This is a genomic window from Vibrio phycocola (assembly GCF_053850235.1).
The window spans coordinates 223,875-242,765 of the sequence record NZ_JBSQDJ010000001.1 but is presented as its reverse complement, the minus strand read 5'-3'; the positions used below and the strand labels follow the sequence as shown (position 1 = coordinate 242,765).

The 18,891-nt window shown below is 42.1% G+C and carries 16 protein-coding genes; 13 read left to right on the top strand and 3 right to left on the bottom strand.

All coding sequences use genetic code 11. The features are described 5' to 3' along the window. Positions 1–62: 62 nt before the first annotated feature. Positions 63–524: a methyltransferase family protein gene (locus tag ACWU4D_RS01110; protein WP_456049528.1), complete on the bottom strand. Its 462-nt coding sequence runs from the start codon at positions 522–524 to the stop codon at positions 63–65. A gap of 84 nt (positions 525–608) precedes the next feature. Further along, the gene (gene ydiJ, locus ACWU4D_RS01105; RefSeq protein WP_456049527.1) at positions 609–3,647 is read right to left on the bottom strand and encodes a D-2-hydroxyglutarate dehydrogenase YdiJ; all 3,039 of its coding nucleotides are present in this window, start codon (positions 3,645–3,647) and stop codon (positions 609–611) included. A gap of 199 nt (positions 3,648–3,846) precedes the next feature. Between ydiJ and ACWU4D_RS01100 the strand changes: the two genes are divergently transcribed. The 7 genes from ACWU4D_RS01100 to ACWU4D_RS01070 all read left to right on the top strand — a co-directional run bounded on the left by ACWU4D_RS01100 (position 3,847) and on the right by ACWU4D_RS01070 (position 9,808). Beyond that, a complete protein-coding gene (locus ACWU4D_RS01100; protein WP_456049526.1) occupies positions 3,847–4,536 on the top strand; it encodes a DUF3334 family protein in 690 nt (229 codons plus the stop codon). A 190-nt stretch (positions 4,537–4,726) separates the two neighbouring features. Beyond that, complete coding sequence (locus ACWU4D_RS01095; protein WP_456049525.1) at positions 4,727–5,410, top strand: DUF2786 domain-containing protein; 684 nt, start codon at positions 4,727–4,729, stop codon at positions 5,408–5,410. A 43-nt stretch (positions 5,411–5,453) separates the two neighbouring features. Continuing rightward, on the top strand, positions 5,454–6,122 hold the full coding sequence (locus ACWU4D_RS01090) for an OmpA family protein (RefSeq protein ID WP_456049524.1): 669 nt from the start codon (positions 5,454–5,456) through the stop codon (positions 6,120–6,122). A gap of 92 nt (positions 6,123–6,214) precedes the next feature. After that, complete coding sequence (locus ACWU4D_RS01085; protein WP_456049523.1) at positions 6,215–7,255, top strand: hypothetical protein; 1,041 nt, start codon at positions 6,215–6,217, stop codon at positions 7,253–7,255. A 146-nt stretch (positions 7,256–7,401) separates the two neighbouring features. Further along, positions 7,402–7,602, top strand: a complete 201-nt coding sequence (locus tag ACWU4D_RS01080; protein WP_456049522.1) for a hypothetical protein — start codon at positions 7,402–7,404, stop codon at positions 7,600–7,602. A gap of 476 nt (positions 7,603–8,078) precedes the next feature. Beyond that, the gene (locus tag ACWU4D_RS01075) at positions 8,079–8,468 is read left to right on the top strand and encodes a hypothetical protein (protein ID WP_456049521.1); all 390 of its coding nucleotides are present in this window, start codon (positions 8,079–8,081) and stop codon (positions 8,466–8,468) included. Between the two features lie 236 nt (positions 8,469–8,704). Next, on the top strand, positions 8,705–9,808 hold the full coding sequence (locus tag ACWU4D_RS01070; RefSeq protein WP_456049520.1) for a phosphoribosylaminoimidazolesuccinocarboxamide synthase: 1,104 nt from the start codon (positions 8,705–8,707) through the stop codon (positions 9,806–9,808). A 77-nt stretch (positions 9,809–9,885) separates the two neighbouring features. Here ACWU4D_RS01070 and ACWU4D_RS01065 read toward each other — a convergent pair whose 3' ends face one another. After that, the gene (locus ACWU4D_RS01065) at positions 9,886–10,260 is read right to left on the bottom strand and encodes a hypothetical protein (RefSeq protein ID WP_456049519.1); all 375 of its coding nucleotides are present in this window, start codon (positions 10,258–10,260) and stop codon (positions 9,886–9,888) included. Between the two features lie 356 nt (positions 10,261–10,616). Between ACWU4D_RS01065 and ACWU4D_RS01060 the strand changes: the two genes are divergently transcribed. The 6 genes from ACWU4D_RS01060 to cydC all read left to right on the top strand — a co-directional run bounded on the left by ACWU4D_RS01060 (position 10,617) and on the right by cydC (position 18,886). Further along, positions 10,617–12,305 (top strand): NAD-dependent malic enzyme, encoded by a 1,689-nt coding sequence (locus ACWU4D_RS01060; protein WP_456049518.1) that lies wholly within the window; start codon positions 10,617–10,619, stop codon positions 12,303–12,305. A gap of 243 nt (positions 12,306–12,548) precedes the next feature. Continuing rightward, the gene (locus ACWU4D_RS01055; protein ID WP_456049517.1) at positions 12,549–13,199 is read left to right on the top strand and encodes a SanA/YdcF family protein; all 651 of its coding nucleotides are present in this window, start codon (positions 12,549–12,551) and stop codon (positions 13,197–13,199) included. 138 nt (positions 13,200–13,337) lie between these two features. Further along, positions 13,338–14,174, top strand: a complete 837-nt coding sequence (locus tag ACWU4D_RS01050; protein WP_456049516.1) for a DUF2797 domain-containing protein — start codon at positions 13,338–13,340, stop codon at positions 14,172–14,174. 135 nt (positions 14,175–14,309) lie between these two features. Beyond that, positions 14,310–15,266, top strand: coding sequence for a thioredoxin-disulfide reductase (gene trxB, locus ACWU4D_RS01045; RefSeq protein ID WP_456049515.1), 957 nt, complete (start codon positions 14,310–14,312; stop codon positions 15,264–15,266). 118 nt (positions 15,267–15,384) lie between these two features. Further along, positions 15,385–17,172: a heme ABC transporter permease/ATP-binding protein CydD gene (cydD, locus tag ACWU4D_RS01040; RefSeq protein ID WP_456049514.1), complete on the top strand. Its 1,788-nt coding sequence runs from the start codon at positions 15,385–15,387 to the stop codon at positions 17,170–17,172. Then, complete coding sequence (gene cydC / locus ACWU4D_RS01035) at positions 17,165–18,886, top strand: heme ABC transporter ATP-binding protein/permease CydC (RefSeq protein WP_456049513.1); 1,722 nt, start codon at positions 17,165–17,167, stop codon at positions 18,884–18,886. The genes cydD and cydC overlap by 8 nt, the downstream gene beginning before the upstream one ends. The last annotated feature ends 5 nt before the right edge of the window (positions 18,887–18,891 follow it).

Below are 18,891 nucleotides of genomic sequence, written 5' to 3'. Positions count from 1 at the left end.
CTGACCTTCTACTACATTTGTAAATTGTAACGTAACGCCTTATCAACTGTGATAGGGCGTTACTATATCCAGCGTCTAACTTTCTCTTTGTAATCAAGATATTCTTTGCCAAACTTTGCTTCCAATGCGCGTTCTTCAGGCAAGATTTGAAAACGATTTAAGTACGCAATAAACCCCCACACCACCAAAATCATCGTCCAGTTTTTAAGCACCAAACCTTCCACTAATAACAAACACACTAAACCCAAGTACATAGGATTACGTGAGTACTGATAGATGCCATTAGAGACGACCGTGCTTGCTTCATGAGGTATGTGCGGATGAACCGTTGTTTTTGCTTGGCGAAAATCCCAAATCCCTTTTAAGCCTAGATAACCCGCTGCGACAAATAAAATAGCTGCACATATCATTTGACCAGGAAACATTAGCCGAAAAGTCGGCAATAGCCAATCTAGAGCCCAAATAAAGCCAACCGCAATCAACACAAGAACAACAGGTACTATTTTTAGCTCTAATCGATGCATACTTTCTCCTCACAACCGTCAGTAACCTCGAGCAACGATAACACAAAAAAGGTAACGATTTCCGTTACCTTTTCGTTGAGTACTCTATGATAAATGAGTCAATAATGCTTGAATTGGGTGCTTCGGTTTAATGTGTTCAAATCGTTTAACCTGACTACGACATGAATACCCCGTAACCAAACAGCGTTCATGAGGTAATGCCTCAAACTGCCCTTTCCAACTCAAATTGTAGATATCACGAGACATTTGAAATTTATCCGATTCATGGCCAAAAGTCCCAGCCATACCACAACACCCCACTGCTATAGGTTCTAAATTTGCCCCGAAATGAGCAAAGATCGTCACCCATTGTTGTTCAGCGTTTGGCAGTTTGGTTTTTTCGGTACAGTGAGCAAATAGATGCCAAGGTTTATCATCACTATCTTTAAGCTCAAATTGCGCCAAACGAGGCAACAACCACTCGTGAGATGTGAGCACTTCAAATTCGCCACGTTGCTCAGCTAACACTTCATTATACTCGTCTCGATAACAGAGCACTAAAGCAGGGTCGACACCGACAAGTGGGATACCAAGTTGAGCGACTTGATTTAAAAACTCAGCAGTATTTTTTGCGGTTTTACTAAATTGCTCTAGAAAACCTTTAATGTGCTGAGCTTTACCATTTGGTTTAAACGGCAACAAAATAGGCTGTTTACCTAACTTAACCACCAAAGAAATAAAGTCATCGACGACGTCTGCATCGTAATAGCTGGTAAACGGATCCTGAACAATAATCACATAATTATCGCGATTCGCCTCGGGAATGTGGCGTAGCGCCTCGATATTAAAACTCACAACAGGTTGCTGTTTCACCCGCTTTGCTAAGGTTGGCACCGTAAGCAATGGCGTATCACGGTAACCAACTGTTTTTTCGGTTAATGACTGCACCCATTTTTGCTCTAAAACGCCATTAACTAGGGTCGGAACCTTCGCCATTAACGGCAACATGGTTTCAATATTAGCAACAAGATAATCTTTCGCAGGGCGTTGATAGCGTGAGTGGTAGATATTTAAGAAACGCGATCTAAAGCTAGGAACATCGACTTTAATCGGACACTGAGTCGCACACGCTTTACAGGCTAAACATCCGTTCATTGCCTCATAAACTTCATGAGAAAAATCGTACTCTTTATCTTTCTTAATAGAATTACGAACACGATCAAGCAGTGTTTTTACACTTAGCGAACTATTTAATGTTTGTTTTTCGAGATCAAGAATATCAATTCCTTGATCACTGAGCTGACGTAACCACTCTCTTACCAATCCGGCCCGTCCTTTCGGTGAATGACGACGATCGGCAGTCACTTTCATCGAAGGACACATTGGGGAACTGGTATCGTAATTAAAGCACAGCCCATTCCCATTACATTCCATAGCCTGCTTAAAACTATCTCGAACTTCTACATCAATCTGGCGATCATAAAAGCCTCGTTTTACGTCCGAAACTTTGACCAGTTCTGCGTCTGAATCAAGCGGTGTACAAACTTTGCCCGGGTTCATCTTATTATCTGGGTCAAACGCGGCTTTTACTCGGCGGAGTTCAGTAAACAATTCCTCACCAAAAAACTCTGGACCATATTCTGAACGGTAACCTTTTCCGTGCTCTCCCCACATTAAGCCACCATATTTAGCGACTAATTTGACCACTTCATCAGAGACTTCATGCATCAGCTTCTCTTGTTTTGGGTCACACATATCCAAAGCAGGACGGACATGAAGCACTCCAGCATCAACGTGCCCAAACATGCCATAAGCAAGGCTTTTAGAATCAAGCAACTCACGGAATTCTGCAATATAATCGGCTAAGTTTTCTGGTGGCACACAGGTATCTTCGGCAAATGCAACCGGTTTTGCCGCCCCTTTAGCCGCACCTAGCAAACCTACTGCTTTCTTGCGCATATTGTAGATTCGATTAATCCCAGCTAAATCGGAACAAATTTGGTAACCAATAATTCCGCCTTCTTGGGTCTTAAGCATCTCATCAAGGCGCACGGTAAGTTCACTAACTTGGCTTTCAATTTCGTCGTGATTCTGACCAGCAAATTCAACAATGTTAATCCCCAACATTTCGACATTAGGAACATCGGACAATAGATCGCTCACCGTATGCCAAACGATGTCTTGCTTAGCTAAGTTGAGCACTTTTGAATCGATTGTTTCAACAGATAACGCGTTCGCCTTAACCATAACCGGAGCACTTCGAAGTGCCGCATCGAAAGAGTTGTATTTAACGTTTACCAGCGTACGTGCTTTTGGAATAGGCGTGATATTTAATTTGGCTTCGGTGATGAATGCCAAAGAGCCCTCAGAGCCGCAAAGTACTCGAGTCAGATCAAACGCATTAGTTTCATCACTGATCGCGTTGTGTAAATCATATCCGGTTAGAAATCGGTTTAGTGGTGGAAATTTCGCAACAATTTCAGCGCGTTTCTCTCGACACACAGACTCTGTCACTTGGAATGCTCGAGCGGCGATACTGTTTGCTTCAGGCTCGCCCTGAGACATGTCCGATTCAAAAATGGAACCATCGGCGAACACCGCTTGTAACGATAAAACATGGTCTGAGGTTTTACCGTATTTCAACGATCCTTGACCCGAAGCATCGGTGTTTATCATCCCGCCTAAAGTTGCACGGTTACTGGTCGATAAATCAGGAGAGAAGAAATAACCAAAAGGACGAATTGCATCATTTAACTGATCTTTAATCACGCCAGCTTGTACTCGAACCCAGCCCTCTTGCTCATTTATCTCGAGAACTTGGTTCATATAACGTGACAGATCAACCACAATTCCTTTGGTTAATGACTGACCATTGGTGCCAGTACCACCTCCACGAGGAGAAAAGGTAACCGCGCGATATTCTGGATTTGTGCTAACTTTACCTATAAGTGAAACATCTGCGGTGGTTTTCGGCAGAACCAAAGCTTGAGGCAACTGTTGGTACACACTATTGTCAGTAGATACGGAAAGTCGACTTGCATAAGTCGTTTCAATATCACCATGAAATCCGGAATTCTTGAGTTCTTGTAAAAAGCTTAAGACAACAGGATCGATGTCTGATTGTTTAGATAGTCTTGGTAACATTTGCTTCCTGCCCCTGCTAGGCGATATCCCATTGGGTTGGGTGATTAATTAAGATTTTTATTATTATGATTTAGAGGCGTCACTTTACAACATTTGTGACAGTGTTCAAAACGGAAAATCTAGGCTTCTAAGCCAAAACACTTAACGAATTTTATTTCTCACATAGAGAATTCGATCATTTGCATTAACGGACAATACAATGAAAAAAAATCACGTTATAACTACAGAAGATATCTTACTCAAATTATGTCAGTCGGTTACTGGTGTACTGAGTGTTGCAACAGAATCTAAAGTCACCTACTCAGCTATGGTCCAAAAAATACATAAAACAACGTTAAAACCTGATTTTGGTTGCTTTGTGCTCTTCGATGGAGGGTTTTCAGGGCTAGTTGTTATTAATTTCACCGCCAAAGCAGCGCTAGAGCTTTATACCAACTATATGCGTAATATGGGCATGCCGGAGGAAGAGCTAGCAATAGCCCATACCTCAGATGAAGTGGGTGATGTACTCGGGGAATTAATGAACCAGTTAGTAGGCGATTTTACAAATAAAATTCGCAAGGACCTTCAAACCAATATCACTCAGAACCAACCTAAAATGCTCGCATTAAATAAACAGGTAAACCTTTCAGTTGATACCAATTTGGATCGCCCTCAAGCTCGTCGCGTGACATTCTCTACCGAAGCCAACAATATTTTCTATCTTGAGTTGGCAATGGATAAAACCGAATTTATCCAATTGGAAGAATTTGAATCTAGTGTTGAAGAAACTGCCGATTCTATTCTCGAAGCTGAATTGAGTCGCATGGAAAACAAAAAAGACAAACAAGCCAAAAATGACACTGCTAGCGATGGGAGTGATGACCTACTCGCCGAATTAGGCATATAACGGGCTTAATCATAAATATACCCAAATAGCATAGCGGTATAGTCGCTATGCTGTTGGTGTATTTTTATTACTAGTGTTAGTTTAAGTCGGTTCACACTACTCAAATTAGCCTCGGTACTGCCCTTTATATTTTTAGCGACACAGGCTAAAATAACCGACCCAATTTTTTCGAGAAAGTAATTGCAGCTTGATGGATAAGCAAAAAGCGCTAAAAAAAATCGCCAAGTGCCTAGAACTAGGTAACTCAGCCAACGTGAATGAAGCCGCGAATGCCATAAAAATGGCTCACCGTCTTATGCTTAAGTATGGTCTTGATAAAGACGATATTGAGTTCATTAAGATGGGGAAAACGCAATCGTCGCATCTACTGCCTGCAAGTATTAGCCACAATATTCTAAGAATCATCAGAGGGATCAATACCAAATTTGGTGTTGAGGCAGTGCTACTCAATCATAAAGGGTTAAAACGAGTTGAGTTTATTGGTGAAGCAGATCGGGCCATTTTTGCCGCATTTGCCTTTGATATTATTTACCGTGAACTCAATGAGCAAACCGGACAATTCCGCAACAGTTTTTCTGGTAGTGGGACCCCAACCACCGAAGTCACTCGCCGTGTAAGCTCATTTGTTTCGGGTTGGATCGAAGGCGCACTCGAAAAGCTCCCCATTATTACTCCTGACGATGAGTCAAATAATAAAATAAACAACTATATTGATAAAGAATTCGAGAACATCGACCGTGAAACGTTTAAGAAGCAATTAAACGAAGCAATGAAAGCAATAACCGCCGACTACGAAGTAGGATTGAAAAAAGGTCGCCGAGTTTCTGTCAATAAACCGATTGACGGAGCACAACGACCGAAACAATTGAAATAATTGTTGTCATAGAACTGAATCACCAATAATTGGAGAGATGTAAGTGAAAAAATTGACGATTGCTTTATCTGTTGTTGCACTTCTCGCTGGATGTGAAACGACTCAACGACAAAATGCGACAACCGGGGAAAGTGAAACTAATTCTGCGACGAAAGGGGCGATTATCGGTGCTCTTTCAGGAGTAGCGATTGGACTCGCAACTGGAGACAGTGCCAAAGAACGCCGCCAAAATGTGCTTATTGGTGCAGTCGGTGGTGGAGCAATTGGAGGAGGCGTTGGTTACTATTTCGATCAACAGGAAGAAGCGCTTCGTCAAGAGTTGGTCAACTCAGGAGTACAAGTAGAGCGAGTCGGTGAAAATGAACTTCTACTTCGCATGGAAAATGGTATTGGTTTTGATACTAATTCTTACCAACTCACGTCTTCAATCCACAATACTTTATCGGGTGTCGCCACTATATTGGTTGAATACCCAAACACAAGCTTAGTTATTGAAGGTCATACCGACAGTACCGGTAGTGATCAAACTAACCAAGTTCTTTCCGAACAACGTGCTGAATCAGTCAGAGCCTATTTGGTATCACAAGGCGTTACTGCTGGACGTGCTATTTCTCGAGGTTACGGAGAACGTGTTGCGTTATGTAGCAATGATACTGCTGCGGGACGTGCATGTAATCGACGTGTCGAAATTCAAATTCTTCCACTACAATAAAGTATTAGACCGATAAAGATACGAAGATAATTTCCGTCATCTTGTATCTTTATTGATATCCTTTATTTCAATGGAAAGAGAGAATAAGGCATTTGAAGCTTGCATCGACGTTACTAATTAGTTTAATCGCATGGCAATCACATGCTAGTGATATCAATGAATTACAACGCCTCGCTGCACAGCGTGATCCACTCGCTCAATATCAATTAGCCGTTACTTATCAACAAGGAACGGGTGTTGAACCTTCGATACAAAAAGCACAATACTGGTTTGAACAAGCCTCGGAATTGGGAAGCATCCCGGCGCAAAAGGAGTTAATCAAACTCTATCTTACCGACACCCCATCATCTCAAGAACTACAAGAAGCTCTGTATTGGCTTAGCTTACACGCCGTTAAAGGAAACCATGACGATGCTATAAGGCTTGGAGAATTTTACTCTCAATATGGCGATAGGATTGCGTCTATCGATCAAAGTATTGCCTGGTATCGAATTGCAGCGATAGACTCAGAAGCAGCAGAAGAACAATACAATGCGCTATTACAGGCAAAATTCGATGGAAAGAGACTGCAGCGAGTCCAACAGCTTGAACAATTGTCTGAAACGCTATCGCTGAACTCAGAAGAAACGGATAAGAAAACTGGCGATCCTATTAATCAAACAAATGGTATCGCCCATACTGATATCATAACCATTAGTGCAATTGCGATATTCGCTCTTATAACTGGTTCACTAAAGGTTCGCAGTAGAAAAAAACGAATTAAACAAACGGGTCAGCAAAGACAAAAACAAGATGATCTATCAAAACAGCTAAAATCAAGCCAACGTACTGTTGAAAGACAAAAACAACAAATGTCTAAGATAGTTAAGCAATACAAAAAGCTACAACAAAGCCAAGATAAAAAACCGTCAGCTAATCAACAGCAATTGGAACATGCCTGTGTTCTATTTGGATGCAGCTCCAAAGCTATCCCCGATGAAAAGCAATTAAAACTGCGTTATCGCCAGTTAAGTAAAATCTATCATCCCGACGCAGGCGGAACCGATTCAGCAATGACGAATCTAAACCACTCCCTTAAACTGCTCGTTACGCTTAAAAAAGCACAACAAGCACGCAAGTCTAGAATTCAATAAACAGAATTAAATTGAGTCAGTCCACTATATAAATAGACATTAGTCACACTTAATGGGCTAGATTTAACCAATTGTTAACATCTGTGTAATAATTAACTGCATTAATATGTCTTACAATATAACTAGTAATATTTGGGAGAAATTTAATGTTTACTATCGAAGGTGTTTGCGACTGGTGCAATCAACCTAACTATTTAACAAAGCATCATTATGTAGATGGAAAGTGTCACCACTCATGTGAAGATTGTAATGAACTTGCTCGCTTGGATGTCCGCCAATTTAATCTAGCTGAACTTGCAGCATTGCAACGCTTTCCCAACGAAAACAATTTAGCGCGTCATGCCTAATACAATTAATCCTCATCAATAGTATGCAATCGAATGAGCTCCCTACTCATCGATTTAATGCAAGAACTCGCAAAACAGATTACTGTGTCCAATCCAACGATAATTCATCTGTTTTGCTGTAGTTGAAGCTTTGCTCGATTGCACAAACGACTTGTCATAGAACGTAATAGTCCTATTCCTACAGACATCCCTGCTGACCTCTCAACACTCCTATCGTAGATCCAGTTTCGTTGGCTATGAATATTCCGCTATGGATACCGAATCCTAAAAACGTCTGTATTATCATAAATATATACCCCTATGTTCTCCTTAAGTTCCATCCTATATCACATCTCATTTTCTTAATTTGACTATTTTTGTAGCACATATATAGAACTCAATCGCATTTATGTTTGCAAAATGAACAATTTTTACTTGATCAGTACTGCGGAAAATAATACTGTATAGACATACAGCATGTGCAAGGAAACAGTATTATGATTTTTAACACAGTAAATTCTATTGAAAACAATGACCATCTATTTCTCTCTTCAGAAAGCCGAGTTAACTTATATGGTGTCAATGATCAATTAAGCGAACTGGCGCACCTTCCACAATGGATTATGTTTACATCGCAATGCCCACGTCATCACATTGTCGAAGTATCGACTGATCAATCTTGGAGTAGCAAAGTGATTCATTTAATGCCTTCTCGCCAGTTTTCCGAATCAGATGTCGTTGAAAAAGCCATCTATTCCGGTAATGCCAGTGCTATCGTTGCCTCAAACCAAATTCCTGTAGAACAACAATCTCGTTTATATATCCTGGCCGAAATCCATGACTGTCAATTATTTTTCGTCAATACGAGAAGCACCCTACTTCACTAATTGATGCCTCGTTGTACTGTTGTTAGCGAAAACATCCTTGTTTTCGCTTAAATTTTCTCTTTTTTAGTACTCTACGTTTTTCTTATTCTCTAATCTAAAATCTCGGCCAAATAAAATTAAGCAATCGTTTGCTTTTTAGATGGCGTATCACTCAAGTTCTGGTATTATTCGCTCAGCAATTTTTTATCCAATAACCCATCTCTATGTGGCGTTTTATAAATGATAGGAATGTCTTAATGAGCCTTGCAGATCAAGTTCTTGCCGTCAACGATGACCTCCCAATTCGAACTCACCTCCCAGTACATAGCGGTAAAGTCCGTTCTGTTTATTGGCTTACCGAAGAAGATAGTAAGCGTCTGATTCTCGAAAAAGGTTACGATGTTGCGTCGGATGCACCTTTGGCTATTATGGTGATCAGTGATCGCCTTTCGGCTTTCGATTGTGTATGGCATGCTGAAGGCGGCCTTAAAGGTGTTCCAGGTAAAGGAGCGGCGCTTAACGCCATTTCCAATCATTGGTTCCAATTATTTAAAGATAACGGGCTAGCAGATAGTCATATCTTAGATATCCCTCACCCATTTGTCTGGATCGTACAGAAAGCCAAACCTGTAATGATTGAAGCAATTTGTCGTAAGTACATTACTGGCTCAATGTGGCGTGCGTATGAGAAAGGCGAACGTGAATTTTGTGGTATTCAATTACCGGAAGGGTTAGGAAAAGACAAAGAACTACCTGAACTTATTATGACGCCTTCCACAAAAGGAATATTAAAAGGAATTCCTGGGGTTCCGGAAGCGGATGATGTCAACATCACTAAAGCCAACATTGAAGAGAATTTCGCCGCATTTAATTTCAGCACCAAAGACGACATTGCTCAATATGAAGTACTGCTTTCGCAAGGTTTTGACGTGATTAGCAACGCATTAGCGCAAATCGGACAAATCTTTGTTGATACGAAATTCGAATTTGGTTATGTCACTAATGCTAAAGGCCAAGAAAAACTGATTTACATGGACGAAGTTGGTACGCCAGATTCATCACGCTTATGGGACGAAGCAGCCTACAACAAAGGCGAAATAGTGGAGAATTCAAAAGAAGGCTTCCGCCAATTCTTATTGAACCATTTCCCAGACCCAGATATTTTGCTTAATAAAGAGCGTATGCCTGAACGCGAAGCGCTTGCTAAAGACAATGAACTACCACTTGAAGCAATGATGAATGTATCTAAAACCTACATTGAAATTGCTGAAAAAGTGATAGGAAAACCATTACATCTGAGTGAAAACCCTAAACAGGAAATTATTGATGTACTCAAAACCCAATATGGTTTGATCGACTAATCAGAATTATCACATCAAAAAGGGACTTCATTTGAAGTCCCTTTTGCAATTTTAGCCCAGAAAAAGCAAGAAAGCTTCTATAACAACATCACCAAAAATTCTTCTGGAGCAATAATGATCAAATTCGCATTTGCTTGCTGTTCGATCAATGTTCGCTGTTCCATAGGTATCTGATACGGCATTTTCAAACGAAAACAACTAATACCCTGCACCCTAGCCAGCTCCACCAGCACTATGATATTCGACTCATCGCTATGCTGAGATGACAAGCGATTCATCGCGGCATCCCAAAGCTTTTGTTCAGCGGTTTTATCCAACTCCTGATTTGGGTTATTCCCGACTGATGGCCACTTAAATCCAAAGAGTTCAACAAAGGTCCAATGATGATTGCTACTTTCTCCAAGAAAGTTGGTGTAATCAAATTCGATATTCATTGCTGCTGAATTATTCATCTCGCCTCCCTGTCATGTCATACCATGATGATCTGACTATTAATGAACCAAGTTAATATAGCAATGGAATATAAAAAAACGGTCTTTTATAGCCTCGAGATATATTAAATGGCTATATAAAAAACAAAATCGCAACAGTTATCGAACATCTCATTCATCATCGGTGTCTAGTTGATTAATATTTTCAACCATGAATTAAGTCCTGTTTAATCATCAGTCAATTTAAAAAACTAAAACATTTGTTATGCAAATGTAACTCGGTTCCAACAACTTATACCTTTCCTTTCTATTTACATAACATAAGCCGCCAATTACACTTTGTTCGTATCCTTCAAATATCGACTAATAGGTTTAACATGAATCACGACAAACGCCCGCTCTATATCCCCTATGCCGGAACGGCACTACTCAGTACGCCACTTCTTAATAAAGGGGCCGCATTCACTACTGATGAGCGCCGTTCGTTCAACCTCGAAGGACTGTTACCCGAAATTACCGAAACAATTGAAGAGCAAGTTGACCGCGCATACCGTCAATATTGCAGCTTTGATAGTGACATGGATAAGCATATCTACTTACGTAATATTCAAGATACTAATGAAACGCTCTATTACCGGTTAGTACAAAACCATGTTACTGAAATGATGCCTATCATCTACACACCAACTGTGGGCGCAGCATGTGAGAACTTCTCCAATATTTACCGTCGCGGGCGTGGCGTTTTTATCTCCTACCGTAACCGAGATAGAATTGATGATTTATTAAATAATGCCTCTAACCAAAACGTAAAAATTATTGTGGTAACCGATGGTGAACGTATCCTAGGGCTTGGCGATCAAGGCATCGGTGGTATGGGTATCCCAATAGGCAAGTTGTCACTCTACACCGCCTGTGGAGGTATCAGCCCTGCTTATACTTTGCCTATCGTATTAGATGTTGGTACCAATAACCCACAGCGTTTAGATGACCCTATGTATATGGGGTGGCGAAACACTCGGATCACCGGAGAAGAGTACAACGAATTCGTCGAAGAATTTATCCAAGCAGTATTGCGCCGCTGGCCTGACGTTCTAATACAGTTTGAAGATTTTGCTCAAATCAATGCGATGCCCTTGCTTGAGCGCTATAAAGATAGAATTTGTTGCTTCAATGATGACATTCAGGGAACAGCCGCGATCACAGTCGGATCTTTAATGGCGGCATGTAAAGCTGCCGGAAGCCAACTGTCAAAGCAAAGAATTACCTTTCTCGGTGCGGGCTCTGCTGGTTGTGGTATCGCTGAAGCAATTATTGCACAGATGGTATCTGAAGGAATTAGCGATGAACAAGCGCGCTCTCAAGTTTATATGGTCGACCGTTGGGGTTTACTCCAAGAGGGAATGCCAAACTTACTGGATTTCCAACAACGCTTAGTCCAGAAAAAAGAAAGCACTCAAAACTGGCACACTGAAGGGAATGGTTTTTCATTACTCGACGTCGTTAGAGAAGCAAAACCGACTGTCCTAATCGGCGTTTCTGGAGCCCCGGGACTGTTTAGCGAAGATGTAATCAAAGAGATGCACAAACACTGTTCCAGACCCATTGTGTTCCCATTATCGAACCCAACTAGCCGAGTTGAAGGTACGCCGAACAATATTCTCAACTGGACCCATGGCGAAGCTCTGGTTGCAACAGGAAGTCCTTTTTCTCCAGTACAAGTTGGCGATAAAACTTTTGAAATTGCTCAATGTAATAACAGCTATATTTTCCCTGGAATCGGTTTGGGTGTTTTGGCGTCTAACGCCACGCGTGTCACAACTGAAATGCTAATGGAATCCAGTCGAGCGCTTGCAGAATGTTCACCGCTAGCTATTACCGGCGATGGTTCATTACTACCACCTCTAGAAGAGATTCACTCAGTATCAAAGAAAATAGCACTTGCCGTAGGCTTAAAAGCGATTGAACAGCAAGTCGCACCAGAAATTAGTGAAGAAGCACTGGAACGAGCTATTGAGGTTAACTTTTGGAAGCCAGAATATCGGAGCTACAAACGAACAGCCTATTAATTAGATCTAACTCTCTTAACCTATTCTAACCATCGCTGTCCTGAGCGATATCTCTGCGACCTCTCAACAAGAGGTCGCTGTGCTTTGAGCAATATCATAGAAATGTGTACCTTATTAATTCCGAACGCCAAAACAACTGAATCGAGATATGATGTTTGCTATTGTAATATCTAATAGACTCATATTAATTTATTAGACCGGAAGTTTTGCCAGTAGATGGGAATTAAGATTAATGTATATCGAATGAAGCAGTGGTTATCTATGACTATTATGGCTTTATTGATAACGCTAGCCTTGATCATTGGAATCGACCGTTGGGTAAGCTATAAAACCCAATCCAATATTCTTACATCTGAAATTCACACTCCACATTACGACGTTGCAGTTGTGCTTGGTACTAGTAAGTACTTAGGGAAAACGCTCAATTCCTACTACACACATCGTATTGATGCAGCGATCAGGCTCTATAATCAACACAAAGTCAGTAACTTTCTCTTGAGTGGCGATAATGCCCATCGGTCCTACAATGAACCTTGGACAATGAAACGGGATTTGCTTCGAGCGGGCGTCCCGGAAGAACATATTTATCTCGATTACGCTGGATTTAGTACTTTAGATTCCATTGTAAGAGCGCGCCGTATTTTCGATAGCGACCATTTCCTCATTATCACTCAAGGTTTTCATTGCGAGCGTGCGTTGTTCATTGCTCAATATCATCAAATCGATGCTACTTGTCTCGCGGTACCCGGCCCTGAAGGCTATTCAGGTCGGTATGTTCGGATGCGAGAAGTATTAGCTCGAGTTAAAGCCGTTCTCGATCTCTACGTCCTCAAGTCTGAACCTAAGTTCTTAGGACCGAAAGAACCAATTGTGCTCGATAAAACGTCTAATTAACCCTGAATTCCTGAGCCAACGATTCAATATCTTTCCATTTTCTTGAAGTATTCATTATTTGCTTATGCCCATGAAGATGACAACCTTCCATTAGGATGATAACGTCTAGCGAAAATAGATAATAATTAGAGTAATGTCATGTCGAATCAAGCAACTGGCGTATTAAGTAAAATGCGCGCAAACCTCTCTGAAACTACAGAATATTTCTTGCCGATTGGGGAACAGGAAATTGCACTCACCCCCCTAATTGGTAAACAAATCAGTCTCACTCACACAGGTAAGATCTTGTGCAGTAACTGCGGAAAGAAAACCAAAAAGAGCTATTCCCAAGGTCATTGTTTTGTCTGTATGAAAAAGCTCGCAAGCTGTGATATGTGTATTATGAAGCCAGAAACTTGCCACTTTGACGCAGGCACATGTCGTGAACCGGAATGGGCGCAAGATAATTGCATGGTCGATCACTACGTTTACCTGTCAAATACTTCAAGCCTGAAAGTTGGTATTACTCGTCATACTCAAATTCCCACTCGCTGGATTGACCAAGGCGCCACTCAAGGGTTACCGATCATCAAAGTTACTAATCGTAAACTTTCAGGTTTAGTTGAGATCGAATTAGCAAAACATATTGCCGATAAAACCAATTGGCGTACTTTGTTAAAAGGTGATGGTGAACCAATGGATTTAGTGGCGAAAGCAAAAGTACTGCTTGAACTAGTTAGCGATCATATTGCCGATCTCAAGCAGCAATATGGCGACGACGCAATTGAGCTATTACCGCTGATAGATAATACTCAAATCACACAAATTAGTTACCCCGTAACTCAACATCCAGTAAAAATAACCTCTCATAACTTTGATAAAGAGCCTGTTGTCACTGGATTGTTACAAGGAATTAAAGGTCAGTACCTCATCTTCGATACTGGGGTGATCAACGTACGAAAATTTTCTTCCTACGAAGTCACGATAGACTATTAATTATGCGAAATAACTGCAAAAAGAATAGCCTATAACAAATTGGTACCATGTCATTATTGTCATTGGCTTTAATTGATTTAGAGAATCACCTACAATCAGGCCAATAACTCAACGAACAAAAAAGTTGGAGCACAAATGAGCAACAATAAACATTCTAAATTACTCATTCTTGGTTCTGGACCCGCTGGCTACACCGCCGCAGTGTACGCTGCCCGAGCAAACCTAGATCCAGTAATGATAACCGGGCTTCAGCAAGGTGGTCAGCTAACCACGACGACAGAAGTAGAAAACTGGCCAGGCGATCCAGAAGGGCTCACTGGACCAGCGCTGATGGATCGCATGAAAGAGCACGCCGAGCGTTTCAACACCGAGATTATTTTCGACCATATTAACGAAGTCGATTTCTCCCAGCGTCCCTTCCACCTAAAAGGAGACAATGGTGAATTCACGTGTGATGCCCTAATCATTTCGACTGGCGCTTCGGCAAAGTATCTCGGTTTGCCATCTGAAGAAGCTTTTCAAGGACGCGGAGTATCTGCTTGTGCCACGTGTGATGGTTTCTTCTACCGCAATCAAAAAGTCGCCGTTGTTGGTGGTGGCAACACCGCAGTTGAAGAAGCGCTCTATCTATCGAATATCGCCTCAGAGGTTCACCTAATTCATCGTCGCGATACATTTCGTTCTGAGAAAATTCTCATCGACCGCCTAATGGACAAAGTCGCCAACGGAAATATTATCCTTCACACAGACCGAACTTTAGAAGAAGTTATCGGTGACGAAATGGGTGTAACCGGTGTTCGTCTGAAAGATACTCAATCAGACGACACTGAAAATCTTGATGTTATGGGTGTATTTATTGCCATCGGCCACAAACCGAATACTGATATTTTTAGCGACCAACTAGAGATGAAAAATGGTTATATCGTCGTTCAATCAGGGCTCGATGGTAATGCAACCCAAACCAGTGTTGAAGGGATCTTCGCTGCTGGAGACGTGATGGATCACAACTACCGCCAAGCAATTACTTCTGCAGGGACTGGATGTATGGCTGCGCTTGATGCTGAACGTTATTTAGATAGCCTAGAAAAATAGTCTTTCTCGCTTTTGAAGAAAACTGAATTGACCCAACCCGGTGGTGTCCCCTCCGGGTTTTATTTTGTATACTTCCTTGTTCAATTCCATAATAAAAACTCTAAATAAGCCTCATCAAATGGATAAACATAAACAGAAGAACCTGAATGCCTGGCTTCGCCTCCAGAGTAAAAAAGCGAAGCGTTGGTTATTGCTCGCCGTTAGCTTGGGTATACTCTCGACCCTGCTTTTACTCGGACAAGCCGCATTAATTGCTACGATTCTATCTCAGCTCATCATCGACCATGCTGATAAAAGCACGCTTATTCCCCACTTTCTTGGCTTGCTTGCTCTTATCGCAGGGCGAGCGGCGTGTGCTTGGGCGCGTGAAATGGCAGGGTTTCATGCTGGGCAAACGATACGAATCTATATCCGACAACTGATTCTCGATAAGTTGACAGAAATGGGGCCGGCCTATATCAAAGGCAAGCCTGCAGGCGCATGGGCTACTCTCACATTAGAGCAAGTCGAAAATATGCACGATTTCTTCGCTCGCTATCTGCCACAAATGTCTCTCGCGGTGATGATTCCATTCATTATTTTGATTGTGGTATTTCCAACCAACTGGGCTGCGGGGCTTATTTTCCTAATTACCGCGCCATTGGTTCCCTTCTTTATGGCATTAGTTGGCATGAAAGCAGCCGATGCAAACCGTAAAAACTTTAAAGCGCTTCAACGCCTTTCTGGGCACTTTTACGATCGTTTACAATCGATGACCACCATTCGCATGTTTAACCGCGCACAAGCTGAATCAGACCACTTACGTGCGGCGTCTGATGTATTCCGGGTTAGAACGATGGATGTCCTTAAAATTGCCTTTCTCTCATCGGCAGTTTTAGAGTTCTTTACCTCAATTTCCATTGCGATTACTGCGGTGTACTTTGGCTTTAGCTTTATCGGTGAACTTAACTTTGGTTACTACGGCGCTGGCGTAACTCTTTTCTCTGGTTTATTTATCCTGATATTGGCGCCAGAGTTTTATCAACCTCTAAGAGACTTAGGCACTTTTTATCACGCTAAACAGCAAGCTGTCGGAGCGGCTGAAAGCATTGTCGAATTTCTCGAACTCGATGTTGAAGAAATCGTAAGTGGTGACCAAACTCTTAACGCAAATCAACCAATTGAAATTAAAGCAGATGGCCTAGAAGTTATCAGTCCAGATGGCGCACAACTTGTTGGCCCAATATCCTTTACCATCGCAAGTGAAAGAACCACCGCTATCGTTGGCCCAAGTGGTGCAGGCAAGACCACATTAATCAACGCAATACTCGGATTTATGCCTTACCGCGGCTCGTTAACCATAAATGGTATCGAGCTTCGAGAACTCTCGCATCCTGCATGGCGTAAACAAATTAGTTGGATAGGACAAAATCCATTATTGTTACACGGAACCATTCGTGACAATGTCACACTATCAAGCCCTCAACTTAGCAATAACGAGGTTGAATCCGCGTTACAACACGCCTTCGCCGATGAATTTGTTTCAGAATTAGGACTCGACTATCCGGTTAGCGATCGTTCAGGTGGTTTATCGGTTGGCCAAGCACAGCGCTTAGCATTAGCTCGTGCAATATTGCAAGATGGCAATTTCTGGCTCCTCGACGAACCCACTGCGAGCTTAGATGCCCGCAGTGAGCAATTGGTGATGAAGAGTATTGAATCAATGACGCGCAATAACACCACGCTTTTTGTTACCCATCAGCTTGCTCAGCTTAAACAGGTCGATCATATTATCGTGATGGAACACGGTAAAATCACACAAACGGGACACTACGATGAACTCTCGCTCGCCAACGGGATGTTTAGTCAAATGCTCAGTGCCAATGACACTCTTCAATCTCAAATGGAGGGCAACCTTGATGCGTGATTTACTGCCTTTTCTAGCCCTGTATAAAAAACATTGGTTTGGCTTGTTTATTGGCATGCTGCTGGCATTTATTACCCTTGCCGCATCCATTGGCTTACTTACATTATCAGGTTGGTTCCTGACAGCAGCAGCGGTTGCGGGGCTTACCATTGCAAGAGAAACGTTCAACTACATGTTGCCCGGTGCTTTTGTTCGAGGTATGGCAATGGGTCGTACGGCTGGGCGATGGGGTGAACGCGCTGTAAGTCACAGTGTCACGTTTAAAGTACTTGCTGATCTGCGTATCTTCTTTTTTGATAAACTTGTCCCCTTGATTCCAGGTCGAGTGGCGAATTTACGCGATGCTGATTTACTCAACCGTTTAGTTGCCGATATCGACGCGATGGATCATGTGTATTTGCGTCTTATCAGCCCTATGACCATTGGTACTTTAGGTATTATTTTCCTTACCGGATTTATCGCTTGGTTTGATCTCGATGTTGCACTGCTGCTCGGTGGTATGTTGCTATTCCTTCTTTTGACTTGGCCTATCCTATTTTACAAACTGGGTAAAAATAATGGTCGAGAGCTTACCCTTTTCCGTGCTGATTTTCGTATTACGCTACTCGATTGGGTTCAAGGTTTTGGAGAGTTAAGTCTATTTGGAGCCGAGTCGAGATACCGCGAACAAATCGAACAACAACAATCTGAATTGCTAGCACGCCAGAAAGTGAACGCACGCTTTACCGGTCTAGCTCAAGCATTACTAATGCTTGCTAACGGGTGGATGCTTGTACTTATGCTTTGGGTTGTTGCTGATGGTGTTGGTGGTCGAGGGCAAGACCCAATGATCGCCATGGTTGTCTTTGCGACAATGGCAAGCTTTGAGCTCTTAGTCCCCATCGCTGGTGCGTTTCAACATCTAGGTCAAACTCTCACCTCAGCAAGACGTCTGAATGAAATACTGCAAGCGCAGCCAGAAGTCACTTTCTCGTCGCAATCTACTGAACATTCACAACAGTTTGATATTGTATTTTCCCATGTCGATTTTCGCTATAGCGACGATACTCAGCAAGTGCTGCACGATGTTGATTTTACGATTCCAGCAGGCAATAAAGTGGCGATTGTCGGTCAAACGGGTTCAGGAAAATCTACGATTATGCAACTGTTATCGCGCTATTGGGATCCTCAATCGGGCTCAGTCTCCCTTGCCGGTGTCGATTTACGAGAGTGGAACGAAACCCAGCTGCGCCAGTCATTAAGTATCGTAAGTCAACGCGTTGATATTCTGAATGGCTCTTTACGTGACAACCTATTAATTGCCGCCCCCGAAGCAAGTGATGAAGATCTATTTAAGGCACTTTCGTCTGTTGGATTGAACAAACTCACTCACGATGGTGGTCTAGACACATGGCTAGGTGATGGCGGCCGTCAACTTTCTGGTGGTGAACGCCGTCGCATCGGTATCGCACGGGCGATTCTCCATAATGGTGAGGTTCTGTTATTAGATGAGCCAACAGAAGGTCTCGACAAGCAGACCGAACAACAAATTATGGCACTGTTGCAACGGCACTTTACCGATAAAACTGTATTATTCATCACTCACCGTTTGGTTGATATGGATAAGATGGATTCGATATGTCTTGTTGAAAAAGGTCAGATCGTTGAGTTTGGCCCACATAACGAACTCATGGAAAAACAAGGCCGTTATTTCCAACTAAACCAAACATTATAAGGAAT